The organism is Flavobacterium mesophilum (genome assembly GCF_039581405.1).
Taxonomy (GTDB): Bacteria; Bacteroidota; Bacteroidia; order Flavobacteriales; family Flavobacteriaceae; genus Flavobacterium.
This window is the reverse complement of sequence record NZ_JBCPXZ010000004.1, coordinates 20,688-46,384: the sequence shown is the minus strand read 5'-3', so window position 1 is coordinate 46,384 and position 25,697 is coordinate 20,688. Positions and strand designations below refer to the sequence as shown.

At 33.9% G+C, this 25,697-nt stretch carries 29 protein-coding genes and 5 tRNA genes; 10 read left to right on the top strand and 24 right to left on the bottom strand.

All coding sequences use genetic code 11. The features are described 5' to 3' along the window. Window positions 1–101: 101 nt before the first annotated feature. From AAYQ19_RS13410 to AAYQ19_RS13365, 10 genes are all read right to left on the bottom strand, one after another. On the bottom strand, window positions 102–941 hold the full coding sequence (locus AAYQ19_RS13410; RefSeq protein ID WP_343536902.1) for a phytoene/squalene synthase family protein: 840 nt from the start codon (window positions 939–941) through the stop codon (window positions 102–104). Window positions 942–945: 4 nt separating this feature from the next. After that, a complete protein-coding gene (crtID, locus tag AAYQ19_RS13405) occupies window positions 946–2,412 on the bottom strand; it encodes a bifunctional phytoene desaturase/3,4-desaturase (protein ID WP_343536901.1) in 1,467 nt (488 codons plus the stop codon). A gap of 34 nt (window positions 2,413–2,446) precedes the next feature. Beyond that, window positions 2,447–3,349 carry a MerR family transcriptional regulator gene (locus AAYQ19_RS13400; protein WP_343536899.1) on the bottom strand — a complete coding sequence of 301 codons (903 nt, stop codon included), beginning with the start codon at window positions 3,347–3,349 and terminating at the stop codon, window positions 2,447–2,449. A 264-nt stretch (window positions 3,350–3,613) separates the two neighbouring features. Next, the gene (locus AAYQ19_RS13395; RefSeq protein WP_343536898.1) at window positions 3,614–4,114 is read right to left on the bottom strand and encodes a tetratricopeptide repeat protein; all 501 of its coding nucleotides are present in this window, start codon (window positions 4,112–4,114) and stop codon (window positions 3,614–3,616) included. 96 nt (window positions 4,115–4,210) lie between these two features. Then, window positions 4,211–4,768, bottom strand: a complete 558-nt coding sequence (locus AAYQ19_RS13390; RefSeq protein WP_343536897.1) for a DUF4256 domain-containing protein — start codon at window positions 4,766–4,768, stop codon at window positions 4,211–4,213. An 18-nt stretch (window positions 4,769–4,786) separates the two neighbouring features. Then, window positions 4,787–5,452: a DNA alkylation repair protein gene (locus AAYQ19_RS13385; RefSeq protein WP_343536895.1), complete on the bottom strand. Its 666-nt coding sequence runs from the start codon at window positions 5,450–5,452 to the stop codon at window positions 4,787–4,789. Between the two features lie 27 nt (window positions 5,453–5,479). After that, a complete protein-coding gene (locus tag AAYQ19_RS13380; RefSeq protein WP_343536893.1) occupies window positions 5,480–6,058 on the bottom strand; it encodes a YdeI/OmpD-associated family protein in 579 nt (192 codons plus the stop codon). Between the two features lie 11 nt (window positions 6,059–6,069). Continuing rightward, entirely contained in the window at window positions 6,070–6,447 is a 378-nt protein-coding gene (locus AAYQ19_RS13375; RefSeq protein ID WP_343536891.1) for a DoxX family protein, read from the bottom strand. Window positions 6,448–6,454: 7 nt separating this feature from the next. Beyond that, window positions 6,455–6,922 carry an SRPBCC domain-containing protein gene (locus AAYQ19_RS13370; protein WP_343536890.1) on the bottom strand — a complete coding sequence of 156 codons (468 nt, stop codon included), beginning with the start codon at window positions 6,920–6,922 and terminating at the stop codon, window positions 6,455–6,457. A gap of 6 nt (window positions 6,923–6,928) precedes the next feature. Then, window positions 6,929–7,252: an ArsR/SmtB family transcription factor gene (locus AAYQ19_RS13365; RefSeq protein ID WP_343536889.1), complete on the bottom strand. Its 324-nt coding sequence runs from the start codon at window positions 7,250–7,252 to the stop codon at window positions 6,929–6,931. Between the two features lie 327 nt (window positions 7,253–7,579). On the opposite strand from AAYQ19_RS13365, the gene AAYQ19_RS13360 reads away from it, so the two are divergent. After that, window positions 7,580–8,065, top strand: coding sequence for a nuclear transport factor 2 family protein (locus AAYQ19_RS13360; protein ID WP_343536888.1), 486 nt, complete (start codon window positions 7,580–7,582; stop codon window positions 8,063–8,065). A 15-nt stretch (window positions 8,066–8,080) separates the two neighbouring features. Next, entirely contained in the window at window positions 8,081–8,704 is a 624-nt protein-coding gene (locus AAYQ19_RS13355; protein WP_343536887.1) for a hypothetical protein, read from the top strand. Here the strand turns inward: AAYQ19_RS13355 and AAYQ19_RS13350 are convergent. The 3 genes from AAYQ19_RS13350 to AAYQ19_RS13340 are packed head-to-tail and all read right to left on the bottom strand — an operon-like array spanning window position 8,701 to window position 12,238. Further along, window positions 8,701–10,446 (bottom strand): CocE/NonD family hydrolase, encoded by a 1,746-nt coding sequence (locus AAYQ19_RS13350; protein WP_343536885.1) that lies wholly within the window; start codon window positions 10,444–10,446, stop codon window positions 8,701–8,703. The two genes, AAYQ19_RS13355 and AAYQ19_RS13350, sit on opposite strands and share 4 nt — an antisense overlap. A gap of 23 nt (window positions 10,447–10,469) precedes the next feature. Further along, window positions 10,470–11,183, bottom strand: a complete 714-nt coding sequence (locus AAYQ19_RS13345) for a LytR/AlgR family response regulator transcription factor (RefSeq protein ID WP_343536884.1) — start codon at window positions 11,181–11,183, stop codon at window positions 10,470–10,472. After that, entirely contained in the window at window positions 11,180–12,238 is a 1,059-nt protein-coding gene (locus tag AAYQ19_RS13340) for a sensor histidine kinase (RefSeq protein WP_343536883.1), read from the bottom strand. The genes AAYQ19_RS13345 and AAYQ19_RS13340 overlap by 4 nt, the downstream gene beginning before the upstream one ends. A 185-nt stretch (window positions 12,239–12,423) precedes the next feature. On the opposite strand from AAYQ19_RS13340, the gene AAYQ19_RS13335 reads away from it, so the two are divergent. Together AAYQ19_RS13335 and AAYQ19_RS13330 are read left to right on the top strand one after the other, a co-directional pair. Next, window positions 12,424–12,768, top strand: coding sequence for an avidin-fold protein (locus tag AAYQ19_RS13335; protein WP_343536881.1), 345 nt, complete (start codon window positions 12,424–12,426; stop codon window positions 12,766–12,768). Between the two features lie 171 nt (window positions 12,769–12,939). Then, a complete protein-coding gene (locus AAYQ19_RS13330; RefSeq protein WP_343536879.1) occupies window positions 12,940–13,527 on the top strand; it encodes a helix-turn-helix domain-containing protein in 588 nt (195 codons plus the stop codon). Window positions 13,528–13,585: 58 nt separating this feature from the next. Here AAYQ19_RS13330 and AAYQ19_RS13325 read toward each other — a convergent pair. The 6 genes from AAYQ19_RS13325 to AAYQ19_RS13300 form a co-directional block, all read right to left on the bottom strand. Continuing rightward, window positions 13,586–13,668: transfer RNA gene (locus tag AAYQ19_RS13325), tRNA-Leu, on the bottom strand. Between the two features lie 44 nt (window positions 13,669–13,712). Further along, window positions 13,713–13,785: transfer RNA gene (locus AAYQ19_RS13320), tRNA-Lys, on the bottom strand. 160 nt (window positions 13,786–13,945) lie between these two features. Further along, window positions 13,946–15,097 carry a DUF6438 domain-containing protein gene (locus AAYQ19_RS13315; RefSeq protein ID WP_343536877.1) on the bottom strand — a complete coding sequence of 384 codons (1,152 nt, stop codon included), beginning with the start codon at window positions 15,095–15,097 and terminating at the stop codon, window positions 13,946–13,948. A gap of 125 nt (window positions 15,098–15,222) precedes the next feature. After that, window positions 15,223–15,305 (bottom strand) — tRNA-Leu (locus tag AAYQ19_RS13310). A gap of 44 nt (window positions 15,306–15,349) precedes the next feature. Further along, window positions 15,350–15,422 (bottom strand) — tRNA-Lys (locus AAYQ19_RS13305). 40 nt (window positions 15,423–15,462) lie between these two features. Then, window positions 15,463–15,535: transfer RNA gene (locus AAYQ19_RS13300), tRNA-Lys, on the bottom strand. Between the two features lie 127 nt (window positions 15,536–15,662). Here AAYQ19_RS13300 and AAYQ19_RS13295 point away from each other — a divergent pair. Continuing rightward, on the top strand, window positions 15,663–16,181 hold the full coding sequence (locus AAYQ19_RS13295; protein WP_343536876.1) for a shikimate kinase: 519 nt from the start codon (window positions 15,663–15,665) through the stop codon (window positions 16,179–16,181). On the opposite strand, the gene AAYQ19_RS13290 is transcribed toward AAYQ19_RS13295, so the two are convergent. Both AAYQ19_RS13290 and AAYQ19_RS13285 read right to left on the bottom strand, forming a co-directional pair. Further along, the gene (locus AAYQ19_RS13290) at window positions 16,173–16,673 is read right to left on the bottom strand and encodes a phosphoribosyltransferase family protein (protein WP_343536875.1); all 501 of its coding nucleotides are present in this window, start codon (window positions 16,671–16,673) and stop codon (window positions 16,173–16,175) included. The genes AAYQ19_RS13295 and AAYQ19_RS13290 overlap by 9 nt on opposite strands. 123 nt (window positions 16,674–16,796) lie before the next feature. Further along, window positions 16,797–17,192 carry an RNA-binding S4 domain-containing protein gene (locus AAYQ19_RS13285; protein WP_343536874.1) on the bottom strand — a complete coding sequence of 132 codons (396 nt, stop codon included), beginning with the start codon at window positions 17,190–17,192 and terminating at the stop codon, window positions 16,797–16,799. Between the two features lie 79 nt (window positions 17,193–17,271). On the opposite strand from AAYQ19_RS13285, the gene bamM reads away from it, so the two are divergent. After that, entirely contained in the window at window positions 17,272–18,393 is a 1,122-nt protein-coding gene (bamM, locus tag AAYQ19_RS13280; RefSeq protein WP_343536872.1) for a BamM family beta-barrel-assembly machinery protein, read from the top strand. 77 nt (window positions 18,394–18,470) lie between these two features. Here bamM and AAYQ19_RS13275 read toward each other — a convergent pair whose 3' ends face one another. The 3 genes from AAYQ19_RS13275 to AAYQ19_RS13265 form a co-directional block, all read right to left on the bottom strand. Continuing rightward, window positions 18,471–19,424 carry a transketolase family protein gene (locus AAYQ19_RS13275; protein ID WP_343536871.1) on the bottom strand — a complete coding sequence of 318 codons (954 nt, stop codon included), beginning with the start codon at window positions 19,422–19,424 and terminating at the stop codon, window positions 18,471–18,473. A 75-nt stretch (window positions 19,425–19,499) separates the two neighbouring features. Next, window positions 19,500–20,351, bottom strand: coding sequence for a transketolase (locus AAYQ19_RS13270; protein ID WP_343536869.1), 852 nt, complete (start codon window positions 20,349–20,351; stop codon window positions 19,500–19,502). Window positions 20,352–20,657: 306 nt separating this feature from the next. Continuing rightward, complete coding sequence (locus AAYQ19_RS13265; RefSeq protein WP_343536867.1) at window positions 20,658–20,951, bottom strand: hypothetical protein; 294 nt, start codon at window positions 20,949–20,951, stop codon at window positions 20,658–20,660. Between the two features lie 397 nt (window positions 20,952–21,348). On the opposite strand from AAYQ19_RS13265, the gene tgt reads away from it, so the two are divergent. The 4 genes from tgt to AAYQ19_RS13245 all read left to right on the top strand — a co-directional run bounded on the left by tgt (window position 21,349) and on the right by AAYQ19_RS13245 (window position 25,610). Continuing rightward, the gene (tgt, locus tag AAYQ19_RS13260; protein WP_109190358.1) at window positions 21,349–22,479 is read left to right on the top strand and encodes a tRNA guanosine(34) transglycosylase Tgt; all 1,131 of its coding nucleotides are present in this window, start codon (window positions 21,349–21,351) and stop codon (window positions 22,477–22,479) included. Window positions 22,480–22,581: 102 nt separating this feature from the next. Beyond that, window positions 22,582–23,670: an LptF/LptG family permease gene (locus AAYQ19_RS13255; protein ID WP_343536865.1), complete on the top strand. Its 1,089-nt coding sequence runs from the start codon at window positions 22,582–22,584 to the stop codon at window positions 23,668–23,670. Further along, window positions 23,657–24,544 (top strand): DMT family transporter, encoded by an 888-nt coding sequence (locus AAYQ19_RS13250; protein ID WP_343536864.1) that lies wholly within the window; start codon window positions 23,657–23,659, stop codon window positions 24,542–24,544. The genes AAYQ19_RS13255 and AAYQ19_RS13250 overlap by 14 nt, the downstream gene beginning before the upstream one ends. A 112-nt stretch (window positions 24,545–24,656) precedes the next feature. Then, window positions 24,657–25,610, top strand: a complete 954-nt coding sequence (locus AAYQ19_RS13245) for an acetyl-CoA carboxylase carboxyltransferase subunit alpha (protein WP_320568535.1) — start codon at window positions 24,657–24,659, stop codon at window positions 25,608–25,610. The last annotated feature ends 87 nt before the right edge of the window (window positions 25,611–25,697 follow it).

Below are 25,697 nucleotides of genomic sequence, written 5' to 3'. Positions count from 1 at the left end.
GTAGCTCCACAATCTTTGTCGATTTAGCAACGAAGATTTGCTTCGCCTGTTCGCTATCGCTCGGGTCTCGTTCCTCGCAATGACAAACGGGATGAAATAATCTACACGAGTTTCAATTTGTATGTCACAAAAGATTGCGCTAAAAGCCCCGCTTTTGTATAATTAGAAACTCTTATTCTGGAATTCCCAATTTCGTGATACGGCGTTTTTTTTAGTTTTTTAAGCAGTTTTTTGTAATAAACATAAGCGGTATAAACTCCGAATTTGGCTTCCATTGGTAACTTTACAATTCCTTGGTATGCAACGCGAAAATCTTCTTCGATTTCCTTTATGATCTGCGCTTTTGAATCTTCGTTGAAATTGTTGAGGTTGATTCCTGGGAAATAAGTTCGATTTAAAATCAGATTGTCATCTCTTAAATCTCTTAAGAAATTCACTTTTTGAAAAGCCGAACCCAAACGCATGGCTTCGTTTTTCAGTTGTTCGTATTTATGTTCTTTTCCAGAAACAAAAACTTTTAAGCACATTAATCCAACAACATCTGCAGAGCCATAAATATAATCAGCATATTCGGTTTGCGTGTAATACGTTGATTTTATAAGGTCTAGTTTCATGCTTTTTAAAAATGCTTGAACTAAATCATCGGTAATATTATATTCTTTAACTGTATGTTGAAACGAATTTAGAATGGGATTGAGGCTGATTCCTAATTCCATCGCTTTGTAATATTCTTTCTCGAAATCATCGATTAAATATTCTTTTTCATAATCATGAAACGAATCAACGATTTCATCAGCAAAGCGAACAAAGCCGTAAATGCTGTAAATAGCATCACGAATACTTGGTGAAAGCATTTTTACTGCCAATGAAAAAGAGGAGCTGTAATTTTGCGTAACGAGTTTACTGCATTTGAAAGAAACGGCGTCGAATAGTGATTTCATTTTTTTAAGATCTAAAAGATTTTTGAATTAACTCAGCAACCAATTTTCCTGAAATTAAAGCAGGCGGAACCCCTGGGCCAGGAACAGTCAATTGTCCTGTAAAATATAAATTACGTATTTTTTTGCTTTTCAGTTTTGGCCTTAAAAAAGCGGTTTGTAATAGTGTATTGGCCATTCCGTAAGCATTTCCTTTATAGGCATTGTAATCTGCTACGAAATCATTTTTGCAGAATGATCTCTTAAATATAATGTTATTTCTAACGCTTTGTTGTGTCAAATTTTCAAAGCGTGAAATTATTTTTTCAAAATATTCTTCCCGAAGCACTTCATTATCTTCAATTCCAGGTGCAAGCGGAATTAAGAAAAATCCAGATTCCATTCCGTTTGGCGCAGCGGTCAAATCGGTTTTTGATGGGAAATTGGCGTAAAATAATGGTTCGTTTGGCCATTTTGGCTCGTCATAAATATCTTTTGCATGTGTGTTGAAATCAACATCAAAGAATAAGGCGTGATGTGAAATATTCTCTATTTTTTTGTTGAAACCAATGAAAAATAGGAGCGAAGAAGGTGCGAAAACGCGACTTTGCCAATATTTTTTAGAATAGGCACGATGTTCTTTTTCGAGCAAAGTTTCAGTATGCTGATAATCGGCGCCACTTAAAATAATATCAGCTTTTTTGATTTCGTTGTGAACTACAATTCCTGTCGCGGTTTTGTTTTCGACGATAATTTTTTCCACTGGCGAATTGGTTTCAATCGTAACTCCAAGTTCTAATGCCAGTTTTTCGAGGCCCAAAACAACATCAAACATTCCGGTTTTTGGATGCCAAGTTCCTAAACCAAAATCAGCGTAATTCATGAAATTGTAAAACGAAGGTGTTTTGTTGGGTTTTGCTCCAAGAAACAAAACAGGAAATTCCAGGATTTGAATTAATTTTTCATTTTTGAATTTCTTGCGGATATCCTCACTTACATTGCTTAAAAACTGATTGAGTTTTAAAGCAGTTTTTGGCGTAATTAATTCTAAAGGAGAAACTCCAGGGCGATAAACCAAATCTTTTATAGCAATGTCATAGTTGCTTTTTGCTTGATCGATAAAGTCTTGAAGTTTAGTGGCACTTCCTTTTTCGATAGTTTCAAAAGAAGTTTTGATTTCTTCCAAATTATCACAAATTGTAACAAAATCATTTACTCCAAAATAAACCCTGTAAGCCGGATTTAGTTTGATAAGCTCATAATAATCTGAAGTTTGTTTGTTGAAATCCTGAAAAAAACGGTCAAAAACATCAGGCATCCAATACCAGCTTGGCCCCATATCAAAGGTAAAGCCGTCTTTTTTGAATTGTCTCGCACGGCCGCCAATCGTTGGATTTTTTTCATAAATAACAACCTTGTTTCCTTGTTTTGCCAAGTAACATGAAGCGGCTAATGATGAAAAGCCTGATCCTAATATGAATATCGTTTTTGTCATTTGTTTAACAAATATACAAAAACTTTAAACAAAACTATTGCATTTCTTCGATAGTTTCTTCCATTGAATCAAAAATGCGAATACGTTCTGGAAGATTAGATTGATCAATATGTTCAACCATATTACCCATAAGCCAGATTTCGTTGTTTTTCAGCAACAATTTTTGCCCCATAGTTTTTACATATTGGTTAATTACAGTTCGGTCTGGTTGTACGGTCATGAAGGAAACGAAAGTGATGTTTTCAAAATGACGCGTAAGATCTTGAAGGTTTTCAATTGGCATACTTTCGCCTAAATATATAGTCTTGTATCCTCTTGATAAAATCTCATATTGCAAATACAAAAGACCAATTTGGTGTATTTCATTCAATGGCAATGAAAGAACAAAAATTCGATCTGTTTTGGTTGGTTTTAATATTTGAAGACTTTCGGTGTAAATTAGAATTTTTTGCTTGATCAAATGGCTCATAAAATGCTCATTTGCAGGTGTAATAGTTTCAGATTGCCACAATAATCCTAATTCTTTCAACAATGGAAGAAAATGTTCTTTGAAAACCTCTTTAAAGCTTTTTTCTGAAATAAGCCAATCAAAAGTGTTGAAAAACAATTCTTGGTCAAAATTCATCATCGCCATTTTGAATGACGTAATCGCATAGTTTTGTGAATTTTTCTTTGAAATGATCTCACGTACCAGTTGTGGAATTTTTTCCTCTGGATAAGTAGCAATTTTAGATATTTTATACCCGTATTCGTGCAGTAAAGTAATATTTAAAAGCTTCTGTAAATTTTGCAAATTGTATAGCCTGATATTAGTATCAGTTCGCATTGGTTCAAGAATGTTGTATCTCTTTTCCCAAATACGAATTGTATGCGCTTTAATTCCAGATAAGTTTTCAAGATCTTTTATGCTGAAAACTGTTTTTATATTGTTTACCATTTTGAATTGTTGAATAAACAAAAATAAAATAAAATCTGAAAAAACCTTTAAAACTTTATCAAAATGATCGATTATTAAGAGTTTGTAGTAACATACTGATTTAATTGGGTTAAAAGAGGCTTTTTTTCTGTGTTATTTTGCTTTTTTGATAAATAATTCGCAACTATTTAGAGTCAATCTAAGATGTTTTTTTGCCAATATATTGAAAAAGAAACAGCCTGTAGATAAATTTCTACAGGCTGTTTTAATGTTTTTTTGGTTGAATTATTTACAAAATGTGGCTTTGTTTTTTATAGCACTTTGACTTCCTAATTCAACGGCCTTTGAAAAATCTTTGCATGAATTCTTCTTGTCGCCAATTTTATTATAAGCCAAACCTCTCAAATTATAGGCGATATAATCTTTGGGATTTAAACCTAATGATGAAGTACAGTCTGCAATTGCTTCGTTATAGTTCATTAATTTGTAATTGACATTTGCTCTTCCGGTATAAGCGTAAACATTCATGTCGTCTAATTCGATGGTTTTGTTAAAATCTGCCAATGCACCTTTTAAGTCATTGATTTTGAGTTTTGCAACGCCTCGGTTTTGATAAGCTTCAACAAATTTGGCATTCATGTTGATGGCTTTGGTGTAATCGGCAATGGCGCCTTTTGTGTTTCCTGCTTCGGCCTTTTTCATGGCTTTGTCAAAATAAGCCGTTGCAGATTGCGCCCATGAAGCGCAGGTAATCATAATAAATGATGCTAATAGTAGGTTTTTCATAAACTAATTTGGGATTAGTGATTAATTATTTCCAAACGAATTTAATGAAGTTTTGTTTTGTAAGAGAATTTCTTTTGTGAAATAATCGTGATTAAATTAAATTTTTAGACTACCACGAAATCCTCTTGCAGCATAGTACGATTCAGCTCCATTATGATAAAGAAATACGCGGCCATAACGATAATCACAAAAAACGGCACCACCCAATTTGCGAACATTTTCTGGAGTTGCGACCCAACTTGAGGTTTTATTGTCAAAATTTCCAAGTTCCTGCAATTGTTTGTATTGTTCTTCGGTCAAAAGCTCGATTCCCATTTCTTCGGCCATATCAACAGCGCTGTTTTTTGGTTTGTGCTCTTTTCTTGAATCCAAAGCTTTTCTGTCGTAGCAAAGACTTCTTCTTGATTTCGGACTTTCAACAACACAATCGAAAAAAATATATTCGTCTGAATTTTTATCGTAACCTACCACATCTGGCTCGCCTTCCGTTTTTTCCATTTGCAATAACGACCAAAGTTTTTCTGGATTAGCTATAAGTTTTGCTTCCACTTTTGACCATTCTATGTTTGCATGTCGGTTCATGTTTTTTTCAAAACGAACTTTCAAAATACTGATCAGCTGTTCTTGTTCTTCTTGCGAAATCTTATTTTTCATGATGTTGTTTTTTGATTTTTATTCTTGTCGGCGAACCATTTCATTGATCCAAATTGGAGCAAAAGGAGAAGTACAGCCTTTTGAAGTTGGATAATCTCTATAAATCCCTAATTTTTCTCCAATTGCTAAAGCACGAGCACGATATTCCGGAAATTTAATCCCGATTTGTGCCAAAGTGCTGTTCATTGTCCATTGTACTTCTGGTGCGGCAGTTGGCATTTCATTTTCGATTCTGTCAAGCAAGGCTGGCAAATCTAGAATACCTGGATTTCGGGCAACGCATCCGCTGGTAAGGCTCCAGGCGGCGCGTCCATGCATAACATCATCAGTATGCATCCAAGCTTGTCGCAAAGTTTCACGATCGGAATAATCCTTTATTATATAAGAATAAAACCAATCGGCGATATGAACGAATTTTTCCGAAGATACCATTTTAGCGATTTGCTCTTTCGAAAGTTTTTCAGGTTCGATAATTAGAATTGCTAAAAAGCGAGCATCTGCATTTCCAGTTTCCCAAAGTTCTAAAGCCAACTCATGATTGGTTTTGATTTTTTTTGCGAATGTTCGAATGTCGCCCATTTTCACGCCAAATTGATTTTCGCTAGCGCCTCTTTTTTTATTCTGAGCAAATACTTTTGGATCACCAAGAGCTTTGAGTTTATCTAAAATTTCTTTTGCTGTCATATTGATTTGGTTTTGTTGAAAGGAAAATTAATCGTTTAGGCCTTTTCCGTCGAGAATATTCTGGCGGTGTTTTTCAACTCTTGCTTCACGTGTTTTGGCTTGTTTTGGTTGCGAAAAATGAAGCAAATAGGCTCTTTGTCTGCCAGGAGTCAGGGCTTCAAAAGCTTTTTTTAATTCTGGAGTTTCATCTAATTTCTTTTGAAATTCTTCTGAAACAGGAAAATCCGAAGTTTTTTTCAAAATCACTTTTAGGCCAGCTTTTTCAATTTCAATTGCTTCATAAATATAAGCTTTCAAAATAGGTTTCAAATCAATTATTTCCTGCAGATTCGTAAATCGGATATGTCTTGCGGCCTGCACATTTTCAGATTGCTGAATCAAAATTCCGTCAGTGTCATTTAGCAACGCGCCTTTGAAGAATAGAAAAGCGCAATAATCCTTAAAAGCATGAATTAAAACAACATTGCTATCTTGATACATATAACAAGGATTTCCCCATTTTAATTCTTCTGTAAGTTGGCATTCAAGAGCAATGGTTCGCATTTGTTTCAGTTCTTCCTGCCATTTTGTGGCTTCGTCAAAGAAAAAATCAACTTTCGGATTCATTATTTATCAGTTTAAGCGTTAATGAGTTTTCGTTCTGCCGGTCTAAAATACCAAGAAATTACAGTAAGAACTAACAATAGTGTTGGTCCAAAAAAATCTTTTGCACCGTCATTTGCTGCAAAATGTGAAAATATTGCGCCTGACATTGCAAAGAAAAATCCAGCATAAGCCCATTCTTTCAGCAACGGAAATTTTGGAGCCAGAACGGTTATTACACCTAATAATTTCCAAACTCCTAATAAAATTAGCAAATAAATTGGATAACCCAAATGCGACATTCTATCTGTTTCGTCTTTTGACTGAAGCAATTGTACAATTCCTGTTGCTGTCATTCCTAGTGCTAACCAAAGTGTAGCAACCCAATAGATAATTTTGTTTCTTTTTGTCATGATGCATTTATTTTAGTTTGTTGCAAATTTCTTCTAATCGATTGTGCGCCATATTAAGGCCTTGTTTAAATGGCAATTGTAGCATTTGATCTCGTAATGCTATTGATCTGTAAACAATATGCATGGTCAGTTTGCTTGTAGAGTCACTTGATTTTTCAAATTCCAAAAATTCTAATTGAACGTCAAAAGGCGAGTTCTCCATTTCAAATGTTCTGGTGATTTTTTCGTTCGGAATCAATTCGTGTATGGTTCCGTTGGCTTGAAAAACCACATTTCCTTTGGCATCGCTGGTTTCAAAACGATAACCGCCGTGTTTTTTGTTTTCAAGTTTTACAACTTTGGTTCCCATCCATTGCGAAACAATTTCAGGTTCGATGTAGGCTTTGAAAAGCAATTCTACCGGAAGGTCGAAACTTCGTGTAATAGTAAGCTCTTGTTTGCCGTCCTGCGCATGTATTTGAGTTTTTAATTCCATAATTTTTTAGTTTTCTGGTTTATAGTTTTTCATAATGTCTTCAAGCTTGTTGAATCTTTCGTCCCACATTTGGCGGAAAGGCTCTATAAATTCAGCTATTTCTTTCATCTTTCTTGCGTTTATGGTGTAGTAAACTTCTCTTCCGTTTTGCGTTTGTTGCAATAATTCACATTCGGTCAAAATTTTTAAATGTTTAGAAACCGTTGGCCTAGCTGTGTCAAAGTTCGAGGCGATCGCACCTGCAGTCATAGAGTGCGAAGTCACCAAAAGTAATATAGCTCTTCTCGTAGGATCGGCTATTGCCTGAAAAACATCTCGTCTTAAATTCATAATATGAAGTTATTTGACTACAAATTTATATGAAGTCATTTGGCTACGCAAATTTTTTAACAATTATTTTTTGTAATGAACTGAAATTGTGTACTTAATACGGATTTTTAAGCCTTTTTAGAGATTGTAAAGAAGGCTGTTTTCAAGAAGAAATCACTGGTTTGTTTAGGTTTTAATGAAAATAAAGGAATTTAAATCCTTTGTTTTAATATGAAATTGCAGATTTGGAAAAAAGTAAATCAATGCGTTACATTAATTTCGTTTTGATTACTAATGAAGTTAAAAGCTGTATTCGTTTTAATAATTAACCTCTAAATAAATTTAGATATGAAAAAAATCCTATTACTATTTTTATTGATTACTTCAACTTGTATTTTCGCACAAGTATCGAAAGATTCAGAATTGTTTTTGGCACTAAAGAAACACGATAGCCTTTTCTTTGAAAAGAGCTTTAATCAATGTGATATTGCTTTTTTGGAAAAAGCGATTCATCCTGATTTGGTTTTTTATCATGATCAAGGCGGGATTCAGAATAAAAAGACTTTTTTAGAAAATGTCAAAAAGAATATTTGTGGAAATGGTCCTCAAAAACCAATCAGAAAAGTAAAACCCGAAAGTCTGGAAGTTTATCCGCTTTATAGCGAAGGAAAGCTTTATGGAGTAGTGCAAACCGGAATTCATGATTTTTATTTAAGAGAAGCCAATAAACCTGATGTTTTTACCAGCGAAGCTAAGTTTACTCATGTTTATCTTTTAATCAATAATCAGTGGGTTTTGAAAGAGGTTTTGAGTTTTGATCACCAGAGTAAATAAGAGAGTATTTTAAATATGATAGAAAACATTGCGGTTCCCGAGGTTATGAAGGAAGCTCTTGGGAGTGAAAAAATAGAGTTTTTTGTAAAAGCTAAAAAGGATCAGCCTATAAAACATTGTTGGAGTGTCATTCGATCTGGCATTTTCTGGATTTTTGTTGTGTCCTTGATCTTTTCTTGTTTTGTTTGGGAATTGTTTAATGGAGGATGCACAACAATTTCTATTGATGGCGTTCCGACAGAAGTTTGCCCAGATAATTTGTCGCCACTAAAAGGTCTGTTTGTAATGTATTGTGTTTTTTCATCTATTGGAATTATACTTCTTGTGCTTGGTATTTTAGGTTTGTTTAAATCTGGGGGTTATTATATTGGAACAGAAAGCAGATTGATTCAATACAGCTGGAACGAAGTAAAATCTTTTCCGTGGGAAGAATTTACAGATGAAATTAAAGTGTTCGGAAAAAACGAGGATGGAAATATTGTCTTCAAATTAAAAACAGGCATTTACATTACCCGAAATCATCGAAAAGTATTATCAAATACAATGATTAATATTGGAAGTATTCTCTATGCTTATGAAATTAGGGATTATTGCCGAGATAAAATCCTTGAAACCAAAGAACAGGAAGCTTTAGTTTAAGGTTTCCAAATAGGGACTTTTATAAAACTGTCATTGTACCAATTTATTTTTAGTGGTTCTTTGGCATCTTTTATGGTTTCGTCGCTGACTTCTTTTCCTGTTCCGTAATTCAATTGTGCAAAAGCATTTTTATTGACATTGATGACTACCAGCAAACGGCTTCCTTTGCTTAATTGTTTGCTGATTAAATGCGTGTTTGAAAAAGGAATCGTTTCGGTTTCATTCGGTTTTAATAAATTTCGTTTGGTACTATCTTTTGCATAACTGGCACGGCCAATGAAGTAAGACAAATGGAAATATTCGCCATTCGGCAATACTTCATAAAGTGTAACGCCTAAATCCATATCTTTTTTATTGATGCTCGCTTTTATTTCTCCTAAAAAAGAGCCGTTTATTAAAATGGATTCTTTTAAAGGTTCGCTAATAAAAGCATAGCCATTAGTGGTGTCGATTTCTTTTCTAATTATTGGATCTGGATAATATTCATTGTTGAATGTTTGTCTGTCGGCAAAATCGACTTCTTGATAAAGTGATTTTTTTTGGCTTGGTTTTTTGTTGTCCAAAGCATAAAATGGGCCTGATTTTTTATCGGTTAAATATAATTTGAGAAAATTGTTGTGCATTTTATCAAGCGACGGAGCACTTCGCCATTCGTTTGTTCCTACGACTTGATAATTGATTTTATCTTTCAGCATTTCTGGTTTAGCGCCGTTTTTTAAAATATGGTCAAACCATTCGTAAGTTATTTTTTTAATGTTGAACAACGCAATCGGATCGACAGTATAACCATACAGACTTTTTTCGCCCCCCATTTGAGTTCCAAAATGCCCGTAAGGACCAATAACCAAATAAATAGGTGCTTTTGGATTGTATTTTTGAAGTTCTCGTAAATAGTATAAACTAGAATTTTGAGAGTCATTATAATATCCGTCAAAGGCTAATATAGGAATGTTGATTTGGGCGAAATCTTTTTCATAAGGCGCCATTTTTTGCCAATATTTGTCAAAATCAGGATGCGCAATCCAGCGTTGAAACAGCTTGTTGGGATGACCGTCTATGCTGTCTAATTTTTTGTACGCTGTTCCAGTTTCCCACCATTTGAACATCATTTTTCTGAAACGTTGTCTGTCATTTCCGGCAATCGTGTCTAAATATCTGTTGTTGCCAACATAAAACGACCATTCGTAATTAGGATTTATAAAAACATTATTTTCCATAGGAAGTCCCATTCCAGGTCGGTTGGCAACAGCAGGAACAATGGTTTTGAGTGCAGGATGCATTTTTTTGCACGCGGCCCATTGTGTGAAACCATTGTAACTTCCGCCGTATATTCCGATACTGCCATTGCACCATTCTTGTTTGCTGATCCAATCAATAACGTCATAAGCATCATTTGCCTCATTTTCATAAGGAATTATTTCTTCTGAGCTAAATCGTTTGCCTCTGCTATATGCGATAACGCCAATATAATCTTTGTCTGCTGCTTCTTTCAGGGATTTTAAATCTCGGCCTTTGTCTCTGACATAAATTGTAAATTGCAGAATAACTGGTTTTGGACTATGATTGCCTTTTTTTTGAACGACCATTGCCGAAATTAACGCACCATCTCGCATTTTGATCATCACGCTATCTTGAATGTCATAAGTGCTTTTCAAATCTGCTGATTTTGTGACCTGCGTTTGTTGTGAAAATGCTTTTGTAAATATGAGAAGTGCAAAAACTAGATTATAAATAAATTTCATGGATTCGTTTTTATTTTAGCGATTTAAAGTTCGTTGCTGTTTTTGAATTTAGCCGATTGCCGAATGGAAACTTCCAGCAATTCTCCGGTTCTGAGTTTGATTTGTAATCTACCGCCCTCTATTCTGGTTACTTCCTGAATGTATTTTACATTGATGATTTCAGTTCTGTTGATTCTGAAAAAAGTATTTTCATCAAGCAGTTCTTCCCATTGTTTGAGTGAGCGTCGTTGTAAAGCTTTTTTATCCTGAAAAAATAATCGGGTGTAATTTTCAAGTGATTCGATTAAGTAAATTTCGTCAATGCGAATGAAGAATCGTTTTTCGCCATCTTTAATAAAAATTTGTTTATTTTTAGGTTCGATTGCTTCAGATTGGGACTTAAGTGTTTTTCTTATTTTTTCAATTGCCTGCGCAAAACGTTCTTCTCTAATTGGTTTCATTAAATAATCTAAAGCATTGACTTCAAATGCTTGTACAGCATATTGATCATAAGCGGTAGTAAACAATACTAATGGTGTAAAGTCTAAAGATTCTAATAAATCAAAACCGGTTTTTTCGGGCATTTGAATGTCTAAGAAAACTAAATCAGGTTGCTCAGATTCGATCAAATGTTTTGCGTCATCAGCATTTTCAGCTTCGGCGACAAGAACAAAATCATCGTAAAGTTTCAATGCTCTTTTTAATTCTTCTCGCGATAAACGCTCATCATCTACCAGTATTACTTTTATCTTTTTCATTTCGATGGAATTAAAATTGTTGCCAAAACAGTTTCGTTTTCGGTTTCTTTAATTTCGAAAGAAGCATTTCCGTTGTATTGAAGCTGTAATCTTTCTTTTAAATTGTTCAATCCGATGCCTGAATTTTTATCTTCAATATTTAATCTTCCTGAGTTTTCGACACTGATTTTTATGTAATTGTTCTCTGTTTCTGTTTTTACATATATAAATCCGCCAGTCTTTCTTTTTTCGATTCCGTGTTTTATGGCATTTTCAACCAATGACTGAATGCTTAAAGGCAAAATCAGAAGTTCTGACACATTTTGACTCGTTTCAATATTTATTTTTAGTCGATCTTCAAATCGCATCTTTTCTAATTCAAGATAATCTTTGACAAGGCATATTTCATCATTTACAGAAATGAATCGGACAATATTATTATTTAAAGAATTCCGTAAAAGCTCAGATAAAAGATCAATTGCTCTTCGTGCCAAATCTGGATTTTCTATAATCAGGTATTTTATGTTATTCAAAGAATTGAAAAAGAAATGCGGATTAAGTTGTGTGCTGAGGTTTTGTAGCTGCGCTTCTTTTACAACGAGCGATAATCGGGCATTTTCTTTTACTGTTTCTAGCTCAAGCCTTGAATAATGATAAAGGTGATAGGCCAATAGCCAGACAGACATCAATCTAGTTCCGGTAATAAAAACCTGCAATTGCACCGATTTGAAAAAAGCTAAAAAAGAAAGCGTCATGCTTTTTAAGATGAGAAGACGGACCAAATAAAGTTTGATAGCAATTGCAATAGTGTACAAAAGGGAAAGAACTAAAACACTAATTATGATTCTTGGAATCAATTTTTTTAAATTGAGTTTGTGCCATCCTTTTCGGATTGCAAAATTTCGGTAGAGATGTGTCAGTGCAATACCAATTGCAACATCGAAAATAAAATCGAGTAAACCCATTTCCCAAATGAAACGATCGCTTAAAAAATAGCCCGAAAGTCCCCAATATAAAGCAGCGGAAGCCCATCCGACAATTTGTATTTTCCAGTAATTTGATAAAGATATGCTCATTTTTTAAAAGCAATAATTAGTAATGCTTTAGTAAAGGTATTTCTCTAATACAGAATGAACAAATAAAAGTATGCGAACGGAAAATAATAAGGGATGAGTGTAAAGATGGACAATAAGATAACTCGAAGATTTGAATAAAAAATTTTAGTAAGTTTAAACTTCGGAAAATAATATTCAAAAGAAACATGGAGGAATTTAATTTCAATAATAAAAGATTTGTGCTTATTCAGAATTCACAAAGTGGTCAGGTGAATTCAGAAACCATTTTTAATTACAAACAGGAAAATAATCTCATAACTGCCGATTATTTTGGAGGAACCATTAAATACGGAAAAATCATTGCTGAACTGCAAACAGATAAATTAAATATGCTCTATCAATGTTTGACAACGGATAACCAATTAAAAGCGGGAAAAGCAACAGCTCAAATTACATTAATGGAGAATGGGAAGATGAAATTGACCTTAAATTGGGAATGGCTGACGGATGGAAATGAAAAAGGGGAGTCTGAGTATGTTGAGATTGATTAGGGGGAATGTTATCTTGAATGTGAATTTAAAAGATCGATTAGTTATTGAAAAAAGAGTTTTAAAAGTTGTTTGTATTGCAAAAGTCGTGTCAAATGTCGCAAAGATGTCGCGCGTCGGTCGTTAGTAGATGCTGTTTTTTGAAATAATTTTGGCTAAACAAAACTTGTTATTATGAATTCTATAGGAAAAAAAATTAGCGACACGAGAAAGCAAAAAGGTTTTACTCAAGAAGAATTGGCAGAATTATCAAAAGTAAATTTGAGAACAATTCAGAGAATTGAAAACAACAAAAATGAACCTCGTGGAAAAACTTTGAGTTTGATTTGTGATGCGCTTGAGATTGATAAATTAGATTTACAAGAATTAAATGAATTTTCTAAAAATCGATCTGTTGCAAATTTCTTTATCAATGGCATTTATTTGATTCTTCTAAATATTGTATTGACGTGTATTATTTTGTATTTGTCTGTGGATTCGGAAGCAAATGTAAATAGTAGAATTGGAGCGCTTCTTTTGAGTTTTTTGATTCCTTTTTTTATTGTTTGTTTTGTGCAAAATATGAAAGGAATTGAGCGAGTTTTGAAGTTTAGTATTGGTTGGGGAGTATGTCTTACGACTCTCTTTTTTGCACAAGGACTTCGTGGCGGAATGGCTGTGGGCTTTAGGACATGGATATTTTCATGTATGCTAATATATGTTGGCGTTTTGTTTTATGGAAATATCCTTTTTAATGCGGCTAACATCAAGAATAAGGAATAGCTAGTAATCAATAAAAAAGTAAAAGCCTGAGAATATAATTCCTAAGGCTTTTTTTGTGTGACCATGGAGGGATTTGAACCCTCACGCCCTTGCGAGCACCACCCCCTCAAGATGGCGAGTCTACCGTTTCTCCACATGGCCTAAAAAGAAAAAAGGCCAAGTAAAATTAATTACCTGACCTTTTGTGACCCGACTGGGGCTCGAACCCAGGACCCCATCATTAAAAGTGATGTGCTCTACCGACTGAGCTATCGAGTCATTTCATTTCTTCAATGAGGGTGCAAATATAAGTACTTTATTTAGCTTTTGAAGCCTTTTTTGAGATGAATTTTGCAATAAATTTTAAATAAAATATTAAGGAGTTGTTTTATAGTTAAATAAGCTTTTGATTTTAATTAAATTTAAATCCAATAAGATTCTAATCGTTTTTGTCTTTTAGTTTAAATTTTGTCGTGAAATTGTTTGTTATCAGGAAATTATAACCAATATCGATGGTTTTGTTTTTAGTTTTAAAATATCTTCCATCAGTATACATTATTTCTTTCTTGTCTTGATTGTTCCAAAATTCAATATAGTATATGTTCTTAAATGTGTCAGTTGTTTCTTTGCCTTTGAAGATCTCTGTAAATAGATAATAACTTTCGGATTCTGACAAATCACAAAATTGATTTCCTTTTTCGAAACTGATTCCCCATCTTGGAAATAAAAGTTTTTCTGTTTTTAAAGGGACTAATTTTATTTGTTGATATAAATATTGGACAGGTACATATGCCCAAATTAGAGCTTCAGGAGATTGTCTTCCGTAATCGCTAACCGATTTTACAATTTTATTGTTTTTAATGAATGTTATAGTGACCGTTTGATCATCTGTCCAGTTTGCGACATATTGATCTTTAAGATTCATTATGTCAGCTTTCTTAAATTTAGTTTGAATTTCTTTGTATTGAGTTTTAGTAATTTTAGATTTGAAAAAGCCATTTTGAGTATTGTAATGTTGACCATAGTATAAGACATTGCCATTGTTTTCAATGCTGATGTTTAAAATAGGACAAGGGCCAAAACAAGGCGAAGATGACACTATAATTTGATCATAATTCTCATTTGCGCTGATTTTGTATTTTGTTCTTGCGTATTTTGCAAAGATGCTATCGTCTACTTTTGTTGTTAATGTGTCTCCAAGAATAGATTCTATTTTTTGATTTTCCCAAGTTTTGCTTTCTAAATCAAAAATTTTCAAACTATCATTTTCGATTTTGTATTTAGTACTGGTTCCTAAAAAATAACGTTTTCTATCGTCCCATTCCTTTGCTTCAGTTAATTTAAAGTATCCAGATTTGTTTTCGCACACATTATTTTCAAAAAAAATATATCCTATCATTCGTTTGGGAAAAGGAAGCGGTGGTGGAGGCGGGATTTTAGAACCTTTAAGTTTTTGTGGTTTTTTTATGCTTTGTGTTTTAATATAAATCCATTCGCCAATAATGTCCTTTTTTAGTTTTTCATCATTATTTGTCTGACAAGAATATAAAATGAAAAAGAGCATGATGCATAATACAAATGTTGACTTCATATAATTGTTATTGTGGTTTTTAGTTTACAATAATGTAAATATAGTCGATTTTTTAGGTAGTTTTTAAGGGATAGTTTTAAAACTAAAAAAGCGGAAATCTTACTTATAAAGATTTCCGCTTTAAGTGACCATGGAGGGATTTGAACCCTCACGCCCTTGCGAGCACCACCCCCTCAAGATGGCGAGTCTACCGTTTCTCCACATGGCCGAAAATGAAAAAAGGTCGAGTAAAATAAATTACCCGACCTTTTGTGACCCGACTGGGGCTCGAACCCAGGACCCCATCATTAAAAGTGATGTGCTCTACCGACTGAGCTATCGAGTCATTGCTTTCAAGAAACTTATTTTGTTAATCACAAATTTTGTGACCCGACTGGGGCTCGAACCCAGGACCCCATCATTAAAAGTGATGTGCTCTACCGACTGAGCTATCGAGTCATATTCGTTTCTTGAATGCGGGTGCAAATATAAGGAGTTATTTTCGAAGTTTCCAAGCATTTTTATTATAAATTTGTGTTTTTTTACAAAAAGTTCCCAATGTCTTAGTTTATAAGGTTTTATTAATATGAAAAAAATAGTGTTATTAGGTTACATGGGTTGCGGAAAGTCAACGATCGCCCAAAACTTGTCAAAAATTACAAATATTCCGTTCCTGGATTTAGATACTTGCATTGAAAAAAGAGCAAATTTGTCCATAAATGAAATTTTTTCGAAACATGGAGAGGTCTATTTTAGAAAATTAGAACACGAAATGTTTGTCGAATTATTAAAATCTCCAGAAAATTACATTATAGGTCTTGGAGGAGGAACTCCATGTTATGCGAACAATCATTTATTGTTGCAAAATGAAGATCTTGTATCTATATATTTAAAAGCTTCAATCGATACTTTATATAATAGGTTAGTCTACAATAAGAGCAAACGCCCACTTATTGCCAATATGAACGAAGAAGAAATGAAAGAATTTATCGCAAAGCATTTGTTCGACAGAAGCTTTTATTACAACCACGCACAGCATAAAGTGTCGGTTGATGATAAGTCAGTCGAAGAAACAGTTGAGGATATTTTGAAAATCTTAGCTTAAAAAAGCATAGTTGTCGCCGTTTTCGTCAAAAACAACTTGAACATGCTCCAATAACGAAGTTGATAACGAGATCCCTTTAAAATCAGCTTTTACTGGGTATTTTTTATGGTTTCTGTCAACAAGTACTGCTGTTTTGAATTTCTTAAGTGGAACATCTAGGAAATGACGAACAGCATATATTAATGTAGTGCCTGAGTTTAAAACATCGTCAACTAAAACTAATCCTTTGTTTTGGTATTCTTCTTTGGTCAAAGAAGTCTGAATTGGTGATTGCGGATTTTGTTTGTCGACTTTAACTTCGCAAGTAGAAACTTTAAGTGTTGAGATACTGCTTAAGGCAGTGGCAATTTTTTGGGCAAAAACAGATCCGTTAGTAGCGATTCCGGCAATCACGACTTCTTCTTCGTCAACAAAGGTTTCGTAAATTTGATAAGCGATACGTTTGATTTTGTGTTCGATTTCTTGATTGGTCAAGATGATGTTTTTGCTCATGATTTTATTTTTTGCTAATGTACAAAATTATAAAATTTAAAATTCCAATTATTGAAATTCCAAATTCCAAAAGGAAATAGAAGAATTTTTCAAAATTGGAATTTGGAATTTCGTTATTGGAATTTAGATATCGTGTTCTTCATCTTCATCGAAAAATTCATTTCCGTAGTCATCAATATCTCTTCGGTCTTTTTTGGTTGGTCTTCCTGTACCGCTTTTTCTGTAATGTTCTTTCGAAAGTTTTAATAATTCTAAATGAGCATAAGCTTCTGGCGGAGTTTCATTTTTGCGGTAAATATCTACAAGTTTTGCACCCACACGGCTTTCTGGGATGTCAAGTACGGTAATAATTTGTGTTATTTGATCCTTTCTGAAAGTGATTTTGTCTGTAGGAAAAACTTCTTTAGAAGGTTTTGCAATCTGCCCATTTACAGTGATATGGTTTTTTTTGCATGCTTCTGTGACCATGTTTCTGGTCTTGTAATATCGCACGCACCAGAGGTATTTATCTATTCTCATAATTTTTCTAAAATCCAAGTTAAATTCTTTACAAAAATAAATCAATATTGTATCTTGCGCACTTAAAAAATTAACAATAATGAATAAATTTAAATATTATTTTCTTTTACTACTTGCTGGCATTGCTTTGGTTTCTTGCCATAAAAGCGATGATGATGAAACTACAGTTGAGGTGCGAGACTATAATGAGCAATATAAAGTAGATAAAGATTCTATTGAGACTTATTTGAAGACGAATTACATCAAGGAAGTTACTGCGAATTATGATATTGTTTTCGAAAAAATTCCTGCCGGAGGTACTCAAACTTCAATTTGGGATCAAAAAGATTATCCTTTGCAATCCCGTCTAGTTTATAATCGTGATGTTAATTATACTGTTTATTATTTAGTTTTAAGAGAAGGAACGGGTGTGCATCCTTCGAATACAGATAAAATTAGTGCATCTTATACAGGAACTCTATTAAATAACAAAGAGTTTGATTCATCTCATGGATATGCAAACAGTTTTTTCTTGTTTCCGTATGATCAATCTAATTCGGAAGCATTTACTGTAATTGATGGGTGGAGTGAGATTTTTCCTAAATTCGGAATTGGAACTTCTACAACAGCGGCCAATGGAGAAATAACGTATGACAATTATGGGGCAGGTGTAATGTTTCTTCCGTCTGGATTAGCATATTATTCAGAAGCCAAGGATAGCTTCCCCGCGTATACATGTTTGGTATTCAGTTTTAAATTGTTTGGTCTCTTTAGGCAGGATCATGATATTAAAATTGTAGGTACAAGTGTGACCTCAGAGCCAGATGGTGTTCCTGATTATTTTGAAGATGTAAATAAAGCGGATAATAATAATGGTATTGGTTATGTTTATGATTTAAGAGATAAAGTGAGATATCCAAATCCGCCAGCATGGATGGTTGATGATACAGATGGAGATGGAATTGCAGACTTCTTAGATGTTGATGATGATGGGGATGGCTATACAACTCGTTATGAAATTACCAAGCCTACAGGTGCTCCTTTTACAGGAATAAGCAAATATTATCCTTTTGATCCAATAGGCGATAATCCTAGTACGCCAAATGTAGATGAAAGTGAAGTATGGGGTATTCCGGCTTTTTCAGCGTCAGGAACTCCTGATTATACTTCACCAGATAGGAAAAGAATTCATGTTGATAAAGATCATCATACAGCGAAATAAGCGTTGTATGTTATAGATAATAAAAAACCTCGAAATTCACATTTCGAGGTTTTTTTATAAAGTAAGAAAAGTAAAAATTACTTTCTTTTGATTACTCTTTCTACAGCTTCAACAATTGCTTGATTGTTTAGTTTGTATTTTTCCATTAATTGCTCTGGAGTTCCAGATTCTCCAAAACTATCTTTTACAGCTACAAATTCTTGTGGAGTTGGATTGTTTAAAGCTAATACGCCAGAAACGCTTTCTCCAAGACCTCCAAGGTAGTTGTGCTCTTCTGCAGTAACTACACATCTCGTTTTAGCAACAGATTTAAGAATAGCTTCTTCATCAAGTGGCTTAATAGTGTGGATGTTAATTACTTCAGCAGAAATTCCTTTTTCTTCTAGTTTTTCAGCAGCGATAAGCGCTTCCCATACCAAGTGTCCTGTTGCAATGATTGTTACATCAGTACCTTCGTTTAACATAATTGCTTTTCCAATTACGAATGGCTCATCAGCAGGAGTGAAGTTCGCTACAACTGGACGTCCGAAACGTAAATAAGCTGGGCCGTGGTGGTCTGCTAATGCTAAAGTTGCAGCTTTAGTTTGGTTGTAATCACAAGTATTGATTACAGTCATACCAGGCAACATTTTCATTAAACCGATATCTTCTAAGATTTGGTGAGTTGCTCCGTCTTCTCCTAAAGTCAAACCAGCATGAGAAGCACAGATTTTTACATTTTTGTCTGAATAAGCAACAGATTGACGAATTTGATCGTAAACTCTTCCTGTAGAGAAGTTAGCGAAAGTTCCTGTAAAAGGAATTTTTCCTCCAATTGTTAAACCTGCAGCAATTCCGATCATGTTAGCTTCTGCAATTCCGATTTGGAAAAAACGCTCTGGGTGATTTTTCTTGAAATCATCAAATTTTAATGATCCAATCAAATCAGCACATAATGCTACAACATTTTCGTTTTTTTGACCTAGTTCAGTCATTCCCGCTCCAAAACCTGAACGAGTATCTTTACTTCCTGTATTTTCGTATTTTTTCATTTTTGTTCTTTTGCTGTGCGCAATAGGCTATATGCAATAGGCTTAAAGCTTACTGCTTATGGCTTAAAGCTTTTTTTAATAATCAACTTGATCTTTAGAGTAATTTTGAGCTAATGCCGCAGCCAACTGATCGTTGTTTGGCGCTTTTCCGTGCCAAGCGTGCGTATGCATCATGAAATCAACTCCGTGCCCCATTTCTGTGTGCAATAAAACACAAACTGGTTTTCCTTTTCCTGTTCTTGATTTAGCATCAGTTAATCCAGCAATGATTGCTTCGATGTTGTTTCCTTCTTTGATTTCTAAAACATCCCAGTCAAAAGCTTCAAATTTAGCGCGAAGGCTTCCCATTGCTAAAACTTCGTCAGTTGTTCCGTCAATTTGTTTTCCGTTAACGTCAACAGTTGCAATTAAGTTATCCACTTTTTTAGCAGAAGCATACATGATAGCTTCCCAGTTTTGACCTTCTTGCAATTCTCCATCTCCGTGAAGAGTGAAAACTAAATGTTTGTCTCCGTTTAATTTTTTAGCTTGAGCAGCACCAAGAGCAACAGATAAACCTTGTCCTAATGATCCAGAAGCCATACGAACTCCAGGCAAACCTTCGTGAGTTGTTGGGTGTCCTTGTAAACGTGAATTCAATAATCTGAAAGTAGCAAGCTCTGAAACTGGAAAATAACCGCTTCTTGCTAAAACGCTATAAAATACTGGTGAAATATGACCATTTGAAAGGAAAAAGATATCTTCTCCAATTCCGTCCATATCAAAACCTTCTTTGCGGTCCATGATATTTTGATATAGTGTTACCAAAAATTCAGTACAACCTAATGAACCACCTGGGTGTCCAGAGTTTACAGCATGTACCATTCTAAGAATATCTCTTCTTACTTGGATCGTTAAATCGCTTAATTGTTGTGTGTTAGGCTTCATTTTCTATGTAAAATTTAAACTGGAGCAAAAGTAGTCGTTATTTTGCGGGGAGACAAATCATTTTCTGCTTTAGTTTAACATAATTGTGAAATTTCAGCTCTTTTTTATTAATCTTAAAAAAAAGGATGAATTGATTTAAATTCTTTAAATTATGTCTCGGATGAGGTATGTTGAATGCGATTTCAAAAAGCAAAAAAGCTTTTGTTTGATAGTAGTAAAAATTTTGCCAGAGATTTACGAATTAAAATGATTGAAAATCAATAATAATCGCTGTAATCTCTGGCAAAAAAAGTTTTGAGAATGGATTTAATTAGTGTCGCTTTCGCTGTAGTAGTTGTTTTCTTCGTCTTCTGATCCAATTTCTTCCTGTTCGTCATCAAGTTCTGAACCTGGAACGTCTAAATCATTTCCGATTTTGTCGCTGTTTTGCTTCCATTCATGGTTTTCGGGAATGCTTTTGTCGGTTGGAATATTTTCTGGATCGATGTCTAAATTGTCTTCTTGATTGTAAATGTCTTCACTTGGAGGATAATTTAGGTTTTCTAAATTTCTTTCGATTTCATTTTCTTTTGCTGTGCTTTTATTTTCTGAATTTATCATGATTTCTAAAAATTAATATTGTGGAGTATTAAAATTAAAAAATCAAGCGTGTTTATGAGTTATATTATAATTGCTTGAAATTGCAGATTTTACACTCGGTTTTGGAAAGGATTTTAATTTCCCGATAAAATGTTGTTTCTCTTGCGTTAGGGATAGTAGCGGCATCTCCCGATTTAGAAAAACAAGGCTTTTTAACCGTAGTTTTTGTTAATCGGGAATACAGCGGATAGCCCGGCCCGGAGGGAAACGCCCAAATTAATGAAATTCCAATTTTTAAAAATCCAAATTCCAAGTTTAGGTCTTGAATAGCATTATCTAATTTTCTAATTGACAAATTATCTAATTGCTTAAACTTCTCTGAAATTAGCTTATCTTTGCGCTCTGAAAAAAGAAACAGATGAAGTTTGATTTATTACAAAAAGATCCGCAATCGAAAGCGAGAGCAGGAAGTATTACTACAGATCACGGCGTAATTGAAACGCCTATTTTTATGCCTGTTGGAACGGTAGCTTCTGTAAAAGGAGTACATCAGCGTGAATTGAAAGAAGAAATTAATCCGGATATTATTCTTGGAAATACCTATCATTTGTATTTGCGTCCACAGACAGAAATTCTTGAAAAAGCAGGAGGATTGCATAAATTCATGAATTGGGATCGTAATATTTTGACCGATTCTGGTGGATATCAAGTATATTCTCTTTCTTCAAACAGAAAAATTAAAGAAGAAGGTGTGAAGTTCAAATCGCATATTGACGGTTCGTATCACTTTTTTACACCTGAAAATGTAATGGAAATTCAGCGTACCATTGGTGCTGATATTATTATGGCATTTGATGAATGTACGCCATATCCTTGTGATTACAGATATGCACAACGTTCGATGCATATGACACACCGTTGGTTGGATCGTTGTATTAATCATTTAGAAAAAGTTCCTTATAAATACGGTTACGAGCAAACGTTTTTTCCAATTGTTCAAGGAAGTACTTATAAAGATTTACGTCGCCAATCGGCGGAATATATAGCAAATGCAGGTCAGCAAGGAAATGCAATTGGTGGACTTTCGGTTGGTGAACCAGCTGAAGAAATGTATGCAATGACAGAAGTAGTTTGCGAAATCCTTCCAGAAGACAAGCCTCGTTATTTGATGGGTGTTGGAACTCCAATAAATATTTTAGAAAATATTGCTTTAGGAATTGATATGTTTGATTGTGTTATGCCAACGCGTAACGCGAGAAACGGAATGTTGTTTACAGCAAACGGAACAATCAACATCAAAAACAAAAAATGGGAAGCTGATTTTTCTCCAATTGACGAAATGGGACACACTTTTGTAGATACAGAATATACAAAGGCTTACTTGCGTCACTTATTTGCAGCGAACGAATATTTAGGAAAACAAATCGCTACGATTCATAATCTTGGTTTTTATATGTGGTTGGTTCGTGAAGCGAGAAAACATATCTTAGCCGGAGATTTTAGACCATGGAAAGAAATGATGGTTAAAAATATGAGCCAAAGACTATAAAAAAGTTTCAAGTTTTTTTAGTTTCAAGTTTCAAGTTGCACTCCTGCCTGAAACTTGAAACCTGAAACCTGAAACTTTTAAAACTTGAAACAAAAAAAATATATGCTGACGATAATAGATAAGTATATTTTAAAAAGATATTTAGCCACTTTCTCGGTGATGATCTTATTATTTATTCCGATTGGGATTGTAATCGACGTTTCTGAAAAGGTGAATAAAATGTTGGAGAACAAGATTCCGTTTATGGATATTGCGCTCTATTACTACAATTTTACTATTTATTTTGCGAATTCTCTTTTCCCGATATTTTTGTTTTTATCGGTGATTTGGTTTACTTCAAAATTGGCGAATAATACTGAGATTATTGCGATTTTAAGTTCTGGAATTTCATTTACGCGTTTTTTAAGACCTTATATTATTGGCGCTTCTATTGTTTCGATTTTTGTGCTTTTGATGGGATTTTTTATTGTTCCAGCGGCGAGTGAAGGATTTAATAATTTTAGATACACGTATTTAAAAGGAAATGGAAAGGCTGAAATGCGCGGTGACAACACAAATGTGTATCGACAGCTGAATGATCATGATTTTATTTTCGTAAACAGTTTTAACGAAGAATCTAAAACGGCTTTCAATTTTACGTTGGAGCATTTTGAGAAAGAAAAAATGATCTACAAAATTTCAGCAAGCCGAATTAAATGGGATCCAAAAAAGAAAACATACGTTTTGTACGATTATGTCAAAAGAACGGTTGGAGAGCTAAATGATATAATTGAAAAAGTTCCTGAAAAAGAGGTGAAATTCAAATTTGAATTAGCCGATTTGACACCGGTTGTATATATTGCCGAAACACTTTCTCTTGGTAAATTGAACGATTTTATCGAAAAGGAAAGAAAAAGAGGTTCTGGAAATATTAATACGTATTTGGTTGTACTTTATAAAAAATACAGTGTTCCAGTTTCAGCTTTTATTTTGACGATTATTGCTGTGGCTGTTTCGTCTATGAAACGTCGTGGCGGAATGGGAATGAATTTAGCGATTGGTATTGCAATTGCCTTTTCATTTGTGTTTTTTGATAAAATATTCGGAACCCTAGCCGAAAAATCTACATTTTCACCTTTATTAGCTGTTTGGTTCCCAAATATTGTTTTTGGAATCCTTGCAGTTTACCTACTACGTAATGCGAAACGATAATTTAAAAAGTTATTTAAATCTTCATTTAATTGTTTTTATCTGGGGTTTTACAGCCATTTTAGGCGCCTTGATTACTATTGATGCTGAAAATTTGGTTTGGTTTAGAATGCTTCTTGCCATGATTTTTTTGGGTGGATTTATTTTGTACAAAAAACAATCTTTTCAAGTTCCGATAAAAGAGCTTTTTAAATTGATTTTTGTCGGATTACTGATTGCTTTGCATTGGATTTTCTTTTTTAAGGCAATTCATGTTTCAAATGTTTCAATTACGCTTTCCATATTTTCTTTAGGAGCTTTTTTTGCTTCTTTGTTGGAACCGCTTTTCTACGGAAGAAAAATATTGTTTTATGAAGTTTTCTTCGGATTGGTCATTATTGCTGGTTTGGCTCTGATTTTACAAGTTGAAATCAAATATCTTACAGGTGTTTATTATGCTTTGGCCGCAATAATTCTGGGCGTTTTATTTACGCTGATGAATGGAAAATTAATTTCAGATCATGAGCCTTCTGTAATTACGTTTTATGAATTTGGTGCAGGAGTTTTCTTTATTACTTTATATTTTTTAGTGCAAGGAAAATTTTCTGCTGAATTTTTTTCGTTGTCATTAAATAATTGGATGTGGTTGTTTATTCTGGCATCGGTTTGTACGGCATATGCTTTTACAGCATCGGTTAAAGTTATGCAACGATTGACGCCTTATACAGTAATGTTAACGACTAATTTAGAGCCAGTTTACGGAATTATGCTGGCTTATTTTATCCTTGGTGGAAAAGAAAAAATGAGCACCGAATTTTATATCGGAGCCGTAATAATTATAATTACAGTTATCTTAAACGGAGTTTTTAAACATTACAAAAACAAGAAAGAAGTGTAATAGTTTACTTATCTTTTAAATCACAATTTGATACTTTACTAACAATTAACTATGCCAATGATATAATATTTTTATATTTGCGGTTCGATTTAAAAACAAAATTCAAAAATCCATGGAATATTTAGATTTTGAGCTTCCAATCAAAGAACTTGAAGAACAGTTGCAAAAGTGTGTTGTAATTGGAAAAGAATCTGAGGTTGATGTAACAGCAACTTGCAAAGAAATCAACAAAAAATTAGAGCAAACTAAGAAAGACATATATAAAAACCTTACGGCTTGGCAACGTGTACAATTGTCAAGACACCCAAACAGGCCTTATACTTTAGATTATATCAGAGCAATTTGCGGTGAGACTTTTTTAGAGCTTCATGGAGACAGAGGTTTTAAAGATGATAAAGCGATGGTTGGTGGTCTTGGTAAAATAAACGGACAATCGTTTATGATTATCGGACAACAAAAAGGTTTTAATACAAAAACACGTCAATACCGTAATTTCGGTATGGCCAATCCAGAAGGATACCGTAAAGCTTTGCGTTTGATGAAAATGGCAGAGAAATTCGGAATTCCAGTTCTTACGTTAGTAGATACTCCGGGTGCATATCCAGGACTTGAGGCTGAGGAAAGAGGACAAGGAGAAGCGATTGCAAGAAACATTTTTGAAATGGTTCGCTTGCAAGTGCCAATCATTACCATTATCGTAGGTGAAGGTGCTTCTGGAGGAGCTTTAGGAATTGGAGTTGGAGATAAAGTTTATATGTTAGAGAATACTTGGTATTCTGTAATTTCTCCAGAATCTTGTTCTTCGATTTTATGGAAAAGCTGGGAGTACAAAGAACGTGCTGCTGAAGCTTTGAAATTGACTTCTTCAGACATGAAAAAACAAAAATTAGTAGATGATGTAATTCCAGAACCTCTTGGTGGAGCGCACTACGATCGTGAAACTACTTTCAAGACTGTAGCGGAATATATCACTAAAGGATATAACGAATTGAAAGACTTATCAACAGCCGACTTAATTGCCCAAAGAATGGACAAATACAGTAATATGGGCGAGTTTAAAGAATAAATTCAAATAAATTGATTGAAAATCCGAAGCCCTGCGGTTTCGGATTTTTTTTTGGTTATCAACAAAAAAACTTATTTATAAACATCA